The 14,308-nt window shown below is 56.6% G+C and carries 14 protein-coding genes; 6 read left to right on the top strand and 8 right to left on the bottom strand.

Annotation, left to right across the window (positions count from 1 at the left end):
• Positions 1-195 precede the first annotated feature (195 nt).
• Together QPL96_RS05530 and QPL96_RS05535 are read right to left on the bottom strand one after the other, a co-directional pair.
• Positions 196-1,137, bottom strand: coding sequence for an electron transfer flavoprotein subunit alpha/FixB family protein (locus QPL96_RS05530; protein WP_303286150.1), 942 nt, complete (start codon positions 1,135-1,137; stop codon positions 196-198).
• Positions 1,138-1,887: an electron transfer flavoprotein subunit beta/FixA family protein gene (locus QPL96_RS05535; RefSeq protein WP_303286151.1), complete on the bottom strand. Its 750-nt coding sequence runs from the start codon at positions 1,885-1,887 to the stop codon at positions 1,138-1,140.
• A gap of 419 nt (positions 1,888-2,306) precedes the next feature.
• Between QPL96_RS05535 and QPL96_RS05540 the strand changes: the two genes are divergently transcribed.
• Positions 2,307-3,959: an electron transfer flavoprotein-ubiquinone oxidoreductase gene (locus tag QPL96_RS05540; RefSeq protein WP_303286152.1), complete on the top strand. Its 1,653-nt coding sequence runs from the start codon at positions 2,307-2,309 to the stop codon at positions 3,957-3,959.
• A gap of 119 nt (positions 3,960-4,078) precedes the next feature.
• Here QPL96_RS05540 and QPL96_RS05545 read toward each other — a convergent pair whose 3' ends face one another.
• The 6 genes from QPL96_RS05545 to QPL96_RS05570 all read right to left on the bottom strand — a co-directional run bounded on the left by QPL96_RS05545 (position 4,079) and on the right by QPL96_RS05570 (position 8,729).
• The gene (locus QPL96_RS05545; RefSeq protein WP_303286153.1) at positions 4,079-4,540 is read right to left on the bottom strand and encodes a peptidylprolyl isomerase; all 462 of its coding nucleotides are present in this window, start codon (positions 4,538-4,540) and stop codon (positions 4,079-4,081) included.
• 199 nt (positions 4,541-4,739) lie between these two features.
• Positions 4,740-5,306 carry a DUF1285 domain-containing protein gene (locus QPL96_RS05550; protein WP_303286154.1) on the bottom strand — a complete coding sequence of 189 codons (567 nt, stop codon included), beginning with the start codon at positions 5,304-5,306 and terminating at the stop codon, positions 4,740-4,742.
• 103 nt (positions 5,307-5,409) lie between these two features.
• Positions 5,410-5,859, bottom strand: a complete 450-nt coding sequence (locus QPL96_RS05555; protein WP_303286155.1) for a histidine phosphatase family protein — start codon at positions 5,857-5,859, stop codon at positions 5,410-5,412.
• Positions 5,860-5,883: 24 nt separating this feature from the next.
• Positions 5,884-6,951, bottom strand: a complete 1,068-nt coding sequence (locus QPL96_RS05560; protein ID WP_303286157.1) for an NAD(P)H-dependent glycerol-3-phosphate dehydrogenase — start codon at positions 6,949-6,951, stop codon at positions 5,884-5,886.
• Positions 6,952-7,014: 63 nt separating this feature from the next.
• A complete protein-coding gene (locus tag QPL96_RS05565) occupies positions 7,015-7,506 on the bottom strand; it encodes an STAS domain-containing protein (protein ID WP_303286158.1) in 492 nt (163 codons plus the stop codon).
• Positions 7,507-7,520: 14 nt separating this feature from the next.
• A complete protein-coding gene (locus QPL96_RS05570) occupies positions 7,521-8,729 on the bottom strand; it encodes a PP2C family protein-serine/threonine phosphatase (RefSeq protein ID WP_303286159.1) in 1,209 nt (402 codons plus the stop codon).
• Positions 8,730-8,843: 114 nt separating this feature from the next.
• Between QPL96_RS05570 and QPL96_RS05575 the strand changes: the two genes are divergently transcribed.
• The 5 genes from QPL96_RS05575 to QPL96_RS05595 all read left to right on the top strand — a co-directional run bounded on the left by QPL96_RS05575 (position 8,844) and on the right by QPL96_RS05595 (position 14,308).
• Positions 8,844-10,331, top strand: coding sequence for an HD domain-containing protein (locus tag QPL96_RS05575; protein WP_303286160.1), 1,488 nt, complete (start codon positions 8,844-8,846; stop codon positions 10,329-10,331).
• Between the two features lie 497 nt (positions 10,332-10,828).
• Positions 10,829-11,785 (top strand): acyl-CoA desaturase, encoded by a 957-nt coding sequence (locus QPL96_RS05580; RefSeq protein WP_339750477.1) that lies wholly within the window; start codon positions 10,829-10,831, stop codon positions 11,783-11,785.
• A complete protein-coding gene (locus tag QPL96_RS05585; protein WP_303286163.1) occupies positions 11,782-12,249 on the top strand; it encodes a nuclear transport factor 2 family protein in 468 nt (155 codons plus the stop codon). Before QPL96_RS05580 ends, QPL96_RS05585 begins: the two co-directional genes overlap by 4 nt.
• Complete coding sequence (locus QPL96_RS05590) at positions 12,246-13,046, top strand: SDR family oxidoreductase (RefSeq protein WP_303286164.1); 801 nt, start codon at positions 12,246-12,248, stop codon at positions 13,044-13,046. Before QPL96_RS05585 ends, QPL96_RS05590 begins: the two co-directional genes overlap by 4 nt.
• Positions 13,043-14,308, top strand: coding sequence for an NAD(P)/FAD-dependent oxidoreductase (locus tag QPL96_RS05595; RefSeq protein WP_303286166.1), 1,266 nt, complete (start codon positions 13,043-13,045; stop codon positions 14,306-14,308). The genes QPL96_RS05590 and QPL96_RS05595 overlap by 4 nt, the downstream gene beginning before the upstream one ends.

A 14,308-nucleotide genomic window follows, 5' to 3' on the forward strand; every position in this document is an offset into this window, starting at 1 on the left:
GCATGATTCCATCCTTGATAAACTAAATCCATTTAGTTTCGCAAAGCCAGGAGCCCCACTTCCTGCGGGTGCCCTGTCGGCTTTATACAGGAGGACAGTAGCAAAACAGAGGCTTGGAGTCCATCGTTCTTGCACAGGATTGCTCGATAATAGAAAAGGCACCCAAAGGTGCCTTTTCTAAATCTGAACAGAAAGTTACAGAACTTTCTTAAGCTCTTCCTCAAGTTGCGGAACTGCTTCGAACAGGTCCGCTACCAGCCCGTAATCGGCAACCTGGAAGATTGGCGCTTCTTCATCCTTGTTGATCGCAACGATCACCTTGGAATCAGACATACCGGCCAGGTGCTGAATGGCCCCGGAGATACCAACGGCAACATAAAGCTGCGGAGCCACAATCTTACCGGTCTGGCCAACCTGCATGTCGTTCGGTACGAAACCGGCGTCGACAGCGGCACGGGATGCGCCAACGGCAGCGCCCAGCAGATCAGCAATCTGCTCCAGCATCCTGAAGTTGTCGCCGTTCTGCATGCCGCGGCCACCGGAGATAACGATACCTGCACTGGCCAGATCCGGACGGTCAGACTCGGCTTTCTGCTCGCTTACGAAAGAAGACAGGCCGGCATCCTTGACCACGTCCAGCTGCTCAACAGCAGCGGAGCCGCCTTCGGCTGCAACAGGATCGAACGCAGTGGGGCGAACGGTGATGACCTTGATGCTGTCGCTGGACTTCACAGTCGCGATGGCGTTACCCGCGTAGATCGGGCGAACGAAGGTATCATCAGACTCAACGCGCATGATGTCGGATATCTGGGCAACATCCAGCAGCGCAGCAACGCGCGGCATGAAGTCTTTGCCCGTGGTGCCGGCAGCGGCCAGGATATGGCTGTAGCCTTTGCCCACTTCAGCAACCAGCTCACCCAGGTTCTCGCCCAGGAAGTGACCATAAGCCGCGTTATCAGCAACCAGTACCTTGTTAACGCCTTCGGCCTTGGCGGCTGCTTCAGCAACCGCACCACAGTTCTCACCGGCAACCAGTACGTCGATGTCTCCGCCGATGGCCTTGGCAGCCGCTACAACATTCAGGGTCGCCTGTTTCAGGCTGCTGTTGTCATGTTCAGCAATTACAAGGATGCTCATTCAGATCACCTTCGCTTCGTTCTTCAGTTTATCGACCAGCTCGGCAACGTCGGCCACTTTTACACCCGCCTGACGGGAAGCAGGCGCTTCAACCTTCAGGGTGGAGAGGCGCGGTGTAATGTCGACACCCAGATCGGCCGGGCTCATGTTGTCCAGCGGCTTCTTCTTGGCCTTCATGATGTTCGGCAGGGAAGCGTAACGCGGCTCGTTCAGACGCAGATCCGTGGTGACAACCGCCGGCAGGTCCAGGGAAACGGTCACCAGACCACCGTCTACCTCACGGGTTACGTTAACCTTGTCGCCGTCAACAACCACTTCGGATGCGAAGGTGCCCTGGCCCATACCGGTCAGCGCCGCCAGCATCTGGCCAGTCTGGTTATTATCGGAATCGATGGACTGCTTGCCGAGGATGACCAGCTTAGGCTCTTCCTTTTCAACAACAGCCTTCAGCAGCTTGGCCGCTTCGAGAGACTGAACCTCCTCGTCCGTTTCGACGTGGATACCACGGTCCGCACCCAACGCCAGCGCAGTACGGATCTGCTCCTGGCAGGCTTTCGGGCCAATGGATACCACCACAATTTCACTGGCAACACCTTTCTCTTTCAGACGAACCGCTTCTTCTACAGCGATTTCGCAGAACGGGTTCATTGCCATCTTGACGTTGGCGAGGTCAACACCGGTGTTGTCCGGCTTGACGCGCACCTTTACGTTGTAGTCGATTACTCGTTTTACAGCGACCAGAACCTTCATAGATTCCTCGTTCTTCTACGATGGGTTTATGACTTGCAGTCCTCACACGAAGCCTGCCGAAATTCCGTGCGCACTAATGATGGAGGCAACGCTCAGCAGAATCAATAGCCTCAGACGACGCGCCAGGACTGATGCTTCAGCCAGTTTCCCGGTATTGACTGGAAATGGCCGTGAGACGATACTTGGTTTCGACTCAAAACACACGATATTTCAGTGTGCTCCTACAATGCCAAAGGACAGACCAAATTTCAAACAAACGTTTGTTTGATTCATCAAATACGGTATTCTTTGCTGTAAACAAGTCGGTCTAGCTGACTTGTGCCAGTCGTCTATAGGCAGTTTTACCGGTATGATGGCGACCCAGAAAGATTCTGCCTGCGGGCACATAATATCCATTAAAGAAGTTTGAGGAGACCAACGTGGAACGCGAATCGATGGAATTTGATGTTCTGATCGTCGGCGGCGGCCCGGCGGGCCTGTCGGCAGCTTGCCGTGTCATGCAACTGGCACAGGAAGCTGGCGAAGAACTCACCGTATGCGTGGTAGAAAAAGGTTCTGAGATCGGCGCTCACATTCTGGCCGGCACCGTATTCGAGCCCACTGCCCTCAACGAGCTCTTCCCTGACTGGAAAGAGAAAGGCGCCCCGCTCAACACGCCGGTTACCCGTGACGACATTTTCCTGCTGAAGAACCAGGAAAACGCTACCAAGATCCCTAATGCGTTTGTGCCCAGGAACATGCACAACCATGGCAACTATATTATCAGCCTGGGCAACTTTTGCCGCTGGCTCGCGGAGCAGGCTGAAGGCCTGGGTGTTGAGGTTTATCCGGGCTTTGCCGCTTCCGAAACCATTGTTGAGGACGGCCAGGTTAAAGGCATCATCACCGGCGACATGGGCGTTGCCCGTGACGGGTCCGAGAAAGACGGCTACATGCCAGGCATGGAACTGCGCGCCAAGTACACCCTGTTTACTGAGGGCTGCCGTGGTCACCTGGGCAAGCGCCTGATCAATGACTTCAAACTGGATGAAGGCAAGGATCCGCAGCACTACGGAATTGGCATCAAAGAGCTGTGGGACATCGATCCGGCCAAACACGAGCCGGGGCTGGTTGTACATACCACCGGCTGGCCGCTGAACGAAACCGGTTCCACCGGCGGTTCTTTCCTGTACCACCTGGAAAACGGGCAGGTTTATGTGGGACTGATCACTGACCTTTCCTACAGCAACCCACACCTGAGCCCGTTTGAAGAATTTCAGCGCCTGAAGCTGCACCCGGAAGTGAAAAAATATCTGGAAGGCGGCAAGCGCGTCGCCTACGGTGCCCGAGCTATTACCAAGGGTGGCTTCAACTCCCTGCCGAAAATGAGTTTCCCCGGTGGCCTGCTGCTGGGCTGTGACGCGGGCACCCTGAACTTTTCCAAGATCAAGGGTTCCCATACGGCCATGAAATCCGGCCTCCTGGGCGCCGAGGCTGTGTTTGAGGCGATCAAGGATGGCAAGAGCGGTGAGGAAATTACCAGCTTTGAGGATCGCTTCAAGGACAGTTGGCTATACAAAGAGCTGTATGATGAGCGTAACTTTGGCCCAGCCATGCACAAGTTCGGTAACGTGATTGGCGGCGCGGTCGCCTTCTTCGAGCAAAACATTCTGCGCAGAAGCCTACCGTTCACCTTGCACGACACCACGCCGGATTATGCCACCCTGAAGCTGGCCTCTGAGTGCAAGAAAATCAGCTATCCCAAGCCGGATAACAAACTGACTTTCGACCGCCTGTCCTCGGTGTTTATCTCCAACACCAACCATGAGGAAGATCAGCCGGTACACCTGAAGCTGACTGATCCGGAGCTTCCAATCCGGGACAACCTGCCGAAATACGACGAGCCCGCGCAGCGCTACTGCCCGGCGGGTGTGTACGAAGTGGTTGAGAAAGACGACGGCAGCGGCAAGCGTTTTCAGATCAACGCCCAGAACTGCGTTCACTGCAAGACCTGTGACATCAAGGACCCGGCCCAGAATATTACCTGGGTGACGCCGGAAGGGGGCGGAGGCCCGAACTATCCGAACATGTGAGCCTGGGGTCAGATGAACCTTTCATCTGACCCCTTTTTTCGATCTGCCGGATAGCCGGTGAACTCGGGGTCAGATGAACTTTTCATCTGACCCCTTTTTCGCTAGCGCTTCGGAAAAGCTTAGTGAACGTGACCGTGCTCTTGCTCTTCGTCGGTCGCTTCGCGGGCTTCTACCACTTCTACGTCGAAGTGAAGAGTCTGTCCGGCGAGCGGATGGTTGGCATCGATGGTAACGGTCTCGTCGCTGACTTCAACCACGCGAACAACCTGGGGGCCGCCCGGGGTCTGCGCCTGGAACTGCATGCCCGGCTCGATGGTATCGACACCTTCAAATGCAGAACGCGGAACAGGCTGAACCAGCTCTTCGTTAACTTCGCCGTAGCCTTCGGCAGGTTCTACAGCAACCTTGACCTGATCGCCTGCATTCTTTTCGTTCAATGCACTTTCCAGTCCACCGATAATGTTCTGTGCACCTTCCAGATAAGACAGCGGCTCGCGACCTTCTACACGGGAGGAGTCAAGTTCCTCTCCCTGATCGTTGGTGAGCGTGTAATGGATGGTGACAACACGAGGTTGGGCCATGTGATCTCCTTGCGTGTCGCAATGACTGTTTAATTGATTTAGGCAATCGAAAGTGATCTTGAACAGCCAGACTGCACAGAGGGACTAACGACCACCGGGCCTCGTTAGAGAACCAGGCTCGTAACAAGTACGAAAACACAGTTTAACAAGTGACAAAGTGCATTTTCCACCGCCAATTCTTGGGGCTTGGTAAGGGTTTTCAACCACCCTGCCCGATTTTGTAGAAAATTCCGTGACTAAACACGCCCAGAGCCGGGTGGCCGTCTTCGTTTTGCTCGACCACATGTGCCACCAGGTCGTAGTAGGCGGCGGTCACCAACCGGGCCTCCACGCCATGCCGCACCGCCACAACCGGTCTTGGCTCCTCCGAGCAGGGATAGGTGCCAACCGCCAGCGGATGCTGCTGCCCGATTTCCAGGGATTCGCCGACATTGGTGGTCAGGGAAATCACCTGGCAGTCACCCTCACCGGTGACCTGCAGGGAATGTGCGAGCAGCGGCGTGTCCTCCACCTGAATCCGCCATTTCTCGACCGGCGTGACCAGGTAATATTCGCCATCTTCTTCCCGGCGCAGGATAGTGGAGAACAGCCGCACGATGGCCTCGCGGGCCAGTGGCTCACCCCTGAAGATCCACTGACCATTGCGGCTGATTCGCAGATCCATGTCGCCCGACAGCTCGGGGCGCCACTGATCAAGGGGCGGATTTCCGGGATTTTTCACGGTTTCCCCTACCTGGTGCGCAAGAGTTTCCGGATTCGTATGCATAATGGGGGCTCCCGGTTCAGTGAATTACAACCCGCGCATCCATTCCGCCCGAAGCATAGCCTGACTCGATTCGCCTGGATTCCGTTAGCGGGTATTCGGACTATCAGGGCAGAAACTGTGCTTTCAAGTCTGCGCAGCCGGGCCCCACCACAGGCATGTCGAGCATAACCGCCTGGGAGGTCATGAAGGGTATGCCCCGGCGATGGGCATCCACCAGCAGTGTGGCGAGGCTGCCAACCAGGGGCATGTGGGAAACAATCATCAGTGGTGATTGATGCTGCTCAATCAGCGCATCAAGGCATTCCCCGGGGTCGTCGTCCGGGGTAATGAACATTTTCTCTTCCACCGGGCAATTGAGGATCTCGGAGACAATCGCGGCGGTTTGCCGGGCTCTTAACAAGGGGCTGCTCCAGATGAGTTTCGGGCGCCAGGGGGATTCGGCTATCCCGGACGCCACTTCTGCCACTCCCAGCCTGCCGGATTCGGTCAGTTCCCGCTCTTGATCCAGGGTGTGCCAGCCGGCTTCACCGTGGCGCATGATAAGCAATTGCAAAGGCAACCTCCACTAAATGGCCGGCTACTGGGTGATGGTGCGGGGTAGTATGAATTCCACGTCGGAATTCTGGACCGACATCATCAGGCTGTTAATGACTGCCTTGATGGATGCGGAACCATACAGAATCTCATAAAGGCCACGCACCAGCGGCATGTAAATACCAATGGCTTCAGCCTTTTCTTTTACCAGTTTCAGGGTATAGATACCCTCGGCCACCTGCCCCAGTTCCGCCACGGCGTCGTCCAGCTTCTGGCCCTGCCCCACGGCGTAGCCCACCCGGAAGTTCCGGCTTTTGGGGGACGTGCAGGTCACGATCAGGTCACCAACGCCGGCCAGGCCCATGAAGGTCATAGGGTTGGCGCCAAGGCTTACCGCGAACCGGCTCATTTCAGCAAGGCCCCGGGTGATCAACATGGCTTTGGCATTCTCACCCATCTCCAGAGCGGAAGCGAGACCCGCAACAATGGCGTAGATGTTCTTCAGGGCGCCGGCGAGTTCCACACCATAGACATCCACGTTGGCGTAAACGCGAAAATACTCGCAGCCCAGCAGGTCCTGAACAGCCCGGCGTACATCCGGGTCCTTGGCGGCAATGACGGTGGCGGTGAGGTCCCGGCCAACGATTTCGGCAGCCAGGTTCGGCCCGCTGAGCACGCCGATACGGCAGCGCGGAATCTCCTCCTGGAGAATCTCACTCATCAGCTTGAAGCCATACTCCTCGATGCCCTTGGTCAGGCTGACGACAATCTGGTCGTCGCGGAATTTATCGCAGTTCTCCCGGATAACGGCACGAAAAGCCTTGCTGGGTATGGCAACCAGCACGATTTCTGCCTTGCTGACGGCGTCGGCAAGGTTCGTGGTGGGCTGAATATCGCCGGTCAGTTCGATGCCCGGCATATACCGGCTGTTGATGCCGGTGGTGCGGATTTCCCTGGCCTGGGCCCCAGCACGCATCCAGAAGTGAACGCGGTGGCCGTTCTCTCCAAGCACTTTAGCCATAGCGGTGCCAAAACTGCCGCCGCCGAGAACCGCCACGTCATGCACCGGCCCTGTTGCCTCGTTGTTTTGAGGCGTCGTTTTTTCAGACATAGTTCTTCCGTTTTTTAGGTCGGGTGTGAAACCGGTGTCGCCAGGCGCAGCAGGCGAGTGGCGTTAACCGGGCTCTTCACACTCCAGGGCGCGCACCAGATTCCTGAACTCTTCCCTGTTGCGTTTGTTCAGACCCATCAGAACCTTGTGGGCATCGAGAACCTTGTCCCGAACCTGCTGTTCGCTGGCCCTGAGAACAGGAATTTCTTCAAGTTCTTCAATACGGGACGCGGGTTCACGGACAATGATAAAGATCTTGTCGAATCCCATCGATGTGACAATGCGGGTAATGTCAGGATTGGTGGAAACCAGCGTGGGCAGGAAATGGCTCTGTTTCTGGGCGGCCATGGCAATTTTGGCCAGAAAGCCGAGCGTGGTGCTGTCGATGATCTCGGTTTCGGTGAGATCGATCACCACGGTCCTGAACTGGGGGTCCTGAGTGATGGACTCAACCAGATTGTCCAGCGTCGAACACAGGTTCAGCCGGATTTCACCGATAAACTTCAGGACGTAAATACCCTGTTTTTCAGCTTGCAGGATCTTGTAACCAGCCATGTTTCACACTGCCACTATTTTGACGAGGTGTTATCTGACCCATCCATAGTATCAGTAACCGACACAATAGCGATATCGTCCGGCAACTCTGTGATCTCCTCGAGATTCAGAGCTTCGCTAAGAGCTGCGATAGTGTGACGACCTCCGGATACGAGTTCAAGTAGTGTCTGTTCCTTTTCATCAAGACTTTTTTCCCGGATTACTTCCAGAATTCCATCTGAAAACAGGGTTAGGTGGAACGGTTTGTCCAGTGGCACCTCGTAAACTTCCCATTCCGGCGTTTCGAAAAGTCCCACCGGTAGCCCGCTTCCCTCCAGGAAAGCGGTTTCGCCGCCTTCAAATGACAGGATCGGCATCGGGAAATGCGCGCCAACCGCATACTGTAGCTTGCGTTCACTGACGGAAATGATGCCAACGAAGACGGTTACGTGTTTGCCGAGCCCGGTATCCAGCAGTTCCGAGTTGATACGTTGAAGGAACCGGTCCGGGTAGAGTATGTCGTCACTCGATCCGCGGCGGAGGTTGCGTTGCAGCCGGTTTGTAAGGTTCTTCAGCAACACGGTAACGAACGCGGAACTGGCTCCGTGGCCGGACACATCGGCAATGTAGACCAGAACCTTGTCGTCGGAAATCCGGAAGTAATCCAGAAAATCGCCGCTCAGATACAGCGATGGTTTGATCAGGTGGTCTATGCGCAGGCTACTCATCACCTGCTCACGCTCTGGCAGCATCCGCAACTGGACCTTGCGGCCTGCGCGCTGATCCGCCCGCAGCTCTGCAATGCCGTCCCGCAGATCCCGGTTGGCCTCTTCCAGTTCCTGCCGGTAAAGCTGGTTCAGTCGGTTGACCCGAACCCGGTCAAACAGCTTTCCTATGACATCATCCAGAGCGCCCTTGTCGTCGTTGCAGGGCTTCAGGACGAAATCCGCCGCGCCTGCCCGCAAGGCGCCGACCACATCGGCACTGGAACCACTGGACGAGCAGACCACGATCGGCGTGAAGGTCTCTGCTTCTTCAAGCCGGTTGGCCAGGTCCCGAATGACCTCTGGAGACAGATCTGCAAAGATGATGTCGGGAATGTTATCGTCAAACAGTGCCTTTGCGCTGGCGAGATCCGGGTAGCCAGTCACGTAGAAACCCCTCGCTTCAAGGTACCGGGCGAGATCCGTACGGGCTTTTTCATCGGCGTCTATTATAAGTATGCGCTCGGTGCGCGAGGTCATGGTGACTGCCCTAAACTACCAGCGATAAACGATAAATTGGCTTGATTAAGCCTATTCTGGCACGCCCCTGTGATATAACAAGGCCAGTTTCATGAAATTGGGAGACTCCATCTGATGCGACGTGCCGTTAATGATCTTCTCGGAGCCTATGACAAGCTGATCATGGACCCGGTTCACGGTGGTATTCCACTTTACCGGCACGAGATCCAGGTGATTGACCATCCGCTGTTCCAGCGGCTGCGGAACATCTGCCAGAACGACATCCTGAGCCTGGTATTCCCCGGCGCCACCCACTCCCGATTCCTGCACAGTATTGGTGTCATGCATGTGGGCACCCGCATGTTCCGCTCGATGATCGACGCCTATCTGCGGGAACGCCAGCTCAGCGATCAGACCGATCTGAGCCTGAGCCAGCTGGATGCCATCGACTACCTGGCAAAAACCATCCGGCTGGGCTGCCTGCTGCATGACAGCGGACATTCCAGCTTTTCCCATCAGTTCACCCAGGCCCGGCGCATCCGGGAACTGATGTCGCGGCCTGGTCGCTTCAGGGACCTCTGGCGGGGCCTGGACTACTCCGCTTATCACCCGGAAGAACCCCGGGAACTGGAGCACGAACATTACTCCGTGCGTGTCGGCCACGACGTACTGATGGCGGTGGGCCTGGAAGGTGCCGGCCTTCACGCCCGGGACGTCATCGGCATCATGGAGACCACAGAGGTAAAACCCAGCGAAACCTTCTGCCGCCATGCCCGAACCTTCTGGGCCTTTATCGCGGGTGAAGATGCCGCCGCCGGCTCGCCGCTGAGCGACAACATTCCAGGGCTGGTGATGGACCTTCTTTCGTCGATTGTATCCGGTGAGATTGATGCCGACCGGGCCGACTATATGCTGCGTGACGGCTTTCACTCATCGGTCACCATCGGTGGATTCAATCTGGACCATCTTCTCAGCAACCTGCGTTTTGGTTGGGATGTGTCGGAACCCTGGCTCGGGCTTGCCATCACCCAGAAGGGGCTGGGTGCACTGGAAGACTTCGTTTACAGCCGCCACCAGATGTACCGGAAGGTGTACGCCCACAAAACGGCTCTGGGCTTTGACTGGCTGTTGCGAGAGGCCATTAACGAGGTGCTGGATGATCCGGAGAATTTCCAGTGGGTGGATACCTGTTTAAGCGACATGGCCTACTTTTCGGAACTCACCGACAACTTCTTCTGGGAGGCATTCCGGAAAGTGGCCCGCAAACACCCGAAGAGTTTCTCCTTCTGCATTGTGAACCGGGTAAAGCTGAACCACCTGGACACCCGCGAAGACCTCACGGCCGAAGGTATTGAGAGACACAGCACATGGCTGGCCGGGGAACTTGCCCTTAATCCAGCTCAGGTGGTGACCTGTTCAATGCGGGCGCGGTTTTCCAACATCCAGGACAACTTCAACGGCATCAAGGTTCTGGTGCGCGAGCCCATTCACCGCAACCGGTCGCTGAAGAAGATCACCGATGTCAGCGCCTTCTTCAGTAAATTCAGCGACGGTACCATCACCCACTTTTACACCCGCCCGGATGTGACCACCGGCCGCCAGGATGCTTTCACTGAGCAGTAGGCACCGCAGTCATTCCGGCGGTCGGTCCACATGCGCTTTCGAACGCGCCCTCCACCCGGCCACCGCTGAGCCAGTCGCCCGCAAGCCCGAGCCCGCAATCCGGGAACCACAGAAGCCCTGGCTGTTCGCCGCCCTCTGAGCGGCCATAACGCCAGCGATGGGTGACAATGCCATTCTGGGCCCGGTAACCAACCCCGTCACTTCGCGGAAAGCACCCAGAAGCCCGCTGGCAACGTCTTCGGCGGGCGTATCAAATAGCCTTGCGTGCAGGCCGGGCTGGCGTGGAGCACCCACTACTGACCACTGTCATCACGACCAGGCTTGCTGGCGCATAACCGGCGAATCAACGGTTTAATTAAACATGGTTTATCGTGCATCCAATTCCGGTAGTGAGATCGTACTACCTCTCGTGAAAGAGGTTCAGCCACCGGCGGGCTGATCGTGTGATCAAGGTTCCGTTACCAATGCTTTTATTAATGAGAAAGGGCAATCAGGGTATGACCCGAGTGCAACATTGGCTTACAAACATTCTGAGGTGGTTCGATTCCGAGGCAGGCCCGGATCACATCGACACCACGTCCCGGTCATTCAGCGCCTTACGTGTTATACCGTTCATAGCGCTTCACATGGCCTGCTTGCTGGCCTTCTATACTGGGGTTAGTGCCTTCGCCGTTGGGTTCGCGGCCGCCTTCTTCCTGGTGCGAATGTTCGCAATTACCGGATTTTACCACCGCTACTTTGCCCACAAGACCTTTAAAACCAGCCGCCCAGCCCAGTTTGTGTTCGCTGTACTGGGTGCCAGCGCCGCTCAACGCGGTCCGCTCTGGTGGGCTGCTCATCACCGCCATCACCACCAACATTCCGATAAGGCGCAGGATCTTCACTCTCCCCATCATGGTGGCTTCTGGTGGTCGCATATGGGCTGGTTCACCTGTGACGCAGGATTCGCGACTGATGAACGGCGCATCCGCGACTGGCTGAAGTTCCCCGAGCTTAAGTTAATCAATCGGTTCGATTCCCTGGTACCGGCCCTGGCCGCTGTCGGTATTTACGCGCTTGGTGAAGCCCTGGCCGCCTGGGCGCCAGGCCTGGGAACCAATGGTCTGCAGCTGTTGGTATGGGGATTCTTTGTTTCCACCGTTGCGTTGTTCCACGCCACGGTCTCGATCAACTCACTGTCCCATGTCTGGGGCAAGCGCCGGTTTGAGACATCGGACGACAGTCGGAACAACTTCTGGCTGGCTCTGCTGACCCTTGGTGAAGGCTGGCACAACAACCATCACCGTTGGCCCCAGTCTGTGCGCCAGGGGTTCCGCTGGTATGAAATTGACATCACCTGGTACGGGCTCTGGCTAATGTCCAGGTTGGGCATAATCTGGGAGCTAAACCCGATTCCCAAACACATTCAGGAAGAAACACGCGAGCTGGATAAAGTGAGGAGGAGGAGACAATGACAACCGCTTCAAAAATCGAAGTGGGTGCGCGTAACCCGGCGGTGCCGGCAACGCTCGACAGCTTCCGGGCGCTGTTCAACGAACTCGACAAGGGCAATCTCAATAAACTTTCCCGGGTCTACAGTGAGGATATCCGGTTTCAGGACCCACTGAGCAGGGTTCAGGGGCTGGATGAGCTTACCCGTTATTTTACCGGGGCCTATGCCAATGTCATCTCCTGCCGCTTCGAGTTTGGTAAAGCCGTTGTTCAGGATGAGTGTGCGGCGGTTCCGTGGGTCATGCACCTGCGTCACAAGCGCCTCCGCAAAGGCCGTGAAGTTCAGGTGCAGGGGATCAGCCACCTGGAAATCCGCGACGGTATGGTGTGCTACCACCGCGATTACTTTGACGCGGGGGAAATGCTCTACGAAAACCTGCCGGTGATTGGCAGGGCCATTCGCTGGATCAGGGATCAGGCAGGATGAGAGATCGACTTCAGGAAACCTCAAATATCTGGATTACGGGCGCCAGCTCGGGCATTGGCGAGTCTGTAACCCGCGCTCTGGCACGCGGGGGGCACCGGCTGGTCATTACCGGCCGACGCCAGGGTGCGCTTGAGGAGCTTGCCTCTGTAGCGCCCGAAAGCATTATCCCGGCCGCGGCAGACACCACCAGCAAGCAGGACCTGCAAGCCATTGCCAGCACCCTGGAGAATCACGGGGACCTGAACATGGTGATTCTCAACGCCGGCACCTGTGAATATCTGGACATCGCTGATTACCGCAGTGATGTGATCGAGAAGAACATTCACACCAACGTGATTGGCACGGCCCGCTGCCTGGATATCGCCCTGCCCGCGTTGCGTCGCAGTCGGGCAAAAGGGCAGCCGGCAACCCTGGTCATTGTCAGCTCCTCGGCCTGTTGGTTTCCCTTCGGCCGGGCAGAAGGTTACGGCGCGTCCAAGGCTGCCCTGACTTACTTTGGCCATGCCCTCAGGGCGGATCTCGCCGCCGAAGGTATTGATGTCGTAGTGGTATCACCGGGCTTTGTGAAGACCCCGCTGACCGACCGCAACGATTTTCCCATGCCCTTTCTGGTCACGGCAGAGGATGCGGCGGAACGGATTGTCAGTGGTCTGGCCCGTGGACAGAACGAAATTGCCTTCCCAAAGCGGTTCACCTGGATGCTGAAGGCACTGGGCGCACTTCCCCGGCCATTGATTGACCGGATGTCGGCCTCCATGGCCCGTAAAAGCAACACCGAACAGGAAAACACTGGATGAGTAGTGAACGTCAGCGAATTGCTGTCATTGGGGCCGGCGTATCCGGCCTCACGGCTGCCTGGCTTTTGGCCGAGAAACACGAAGTTCAGGTTTTTGAGGCGGGGGATTACGCCGGTGGTCACACCAACACCGAACAGGTCGAAGCCGGTGGCAGAACCTGGCCGGTAAACACGGGGTTTATCGTGTTCAACGACTGGACCTACCCCAATTTCATCAAACTGATGGATCGGCTTGGCGTGCCGTCGGAAGTCAGCGACATGAGCTTCAGTGTGGATTGCAGCAGCACCGGGCTACAGTACAACGGCACCCGCCTCAATACCCTGTTTGCCCAACGCCGGAACCTGTTCAATCTGCCGTTCCTGAAAATGGTGCGCGAGATTCTGCGTTTCAACAAGGAAACCCGGGCGGACCTTGAGGCCGGTAATATCAACAACGAGGAAACCTTGGGCCAGTACCTGAAACGCAATGGCTATTCCCGTTATTTCAGGAATTACTACATCGTGCCGATGGGGGCGGCCATCTGGTCGGCGCCGGAGATTGTTCTGGAACAGTTCCCGATCCGCTTCTTCCTGCAGTTTTTCAACAATCACGGCATGTTGTCGGTGGAGAACCGCCCGATATGGCGGGTGATCTCCGGCGGTTCCGCCCAGTACGTGACCAGGATGATGGAACGCCTTGGCGATGCCACACACCTGAGCAGTCCGGTGAAAAAGGTGGTAAGGGATGAAGATGGCGTAACGGTTTCTGTGAGGGGCCAGGAACATCACTTCGATCAGGTGATTTTTGGCTGTCACAGCGATCAGGCCCTCGCCATGATTGCAGACCCGACAGACAAGGAACTGGATATCCTCGGAGCCATGGGGTATCAGAATAACGATGTTGTGCTTCACACCGACACTAGCGTACTGCCAGACAACCGGCGCGCCTGGGCGGCCTGGAACTATTTCATTCCTGCCCACAGCACTGAGCCCGTGTCGGTCACCTACAACATGAACATTCTGCAGAATTTCCACGATGCGCCGGAAACCTTCTGCGTAACCTTGAATCGAAGCCACGATATCGCCCCGGATAAGGTAATCAAACGCTTCGGGTACGCCCATCCTGTGTTCACACTGGATGCGGTGGCCGCCCAGGAGCGATATGACGAGATCGGTAACCGGAACCGCACTCACTTCTGCGGAGCCTACTGGTTTAACGGCTTCCACGAGGACGGTGTGCGCAGCGCACTGCGGGTAACCCGGGCTTTCGGGGTGGAGCTTTGA

Source organism: Marinobacter sp. SS8-8 (genome assembly GCF_030540945.1).
GTDB lineage: Bacteria > Pseudomonadota > Gammaproteobacteria > Pseudomonadales > Oleiphilaceae > Marinobacter.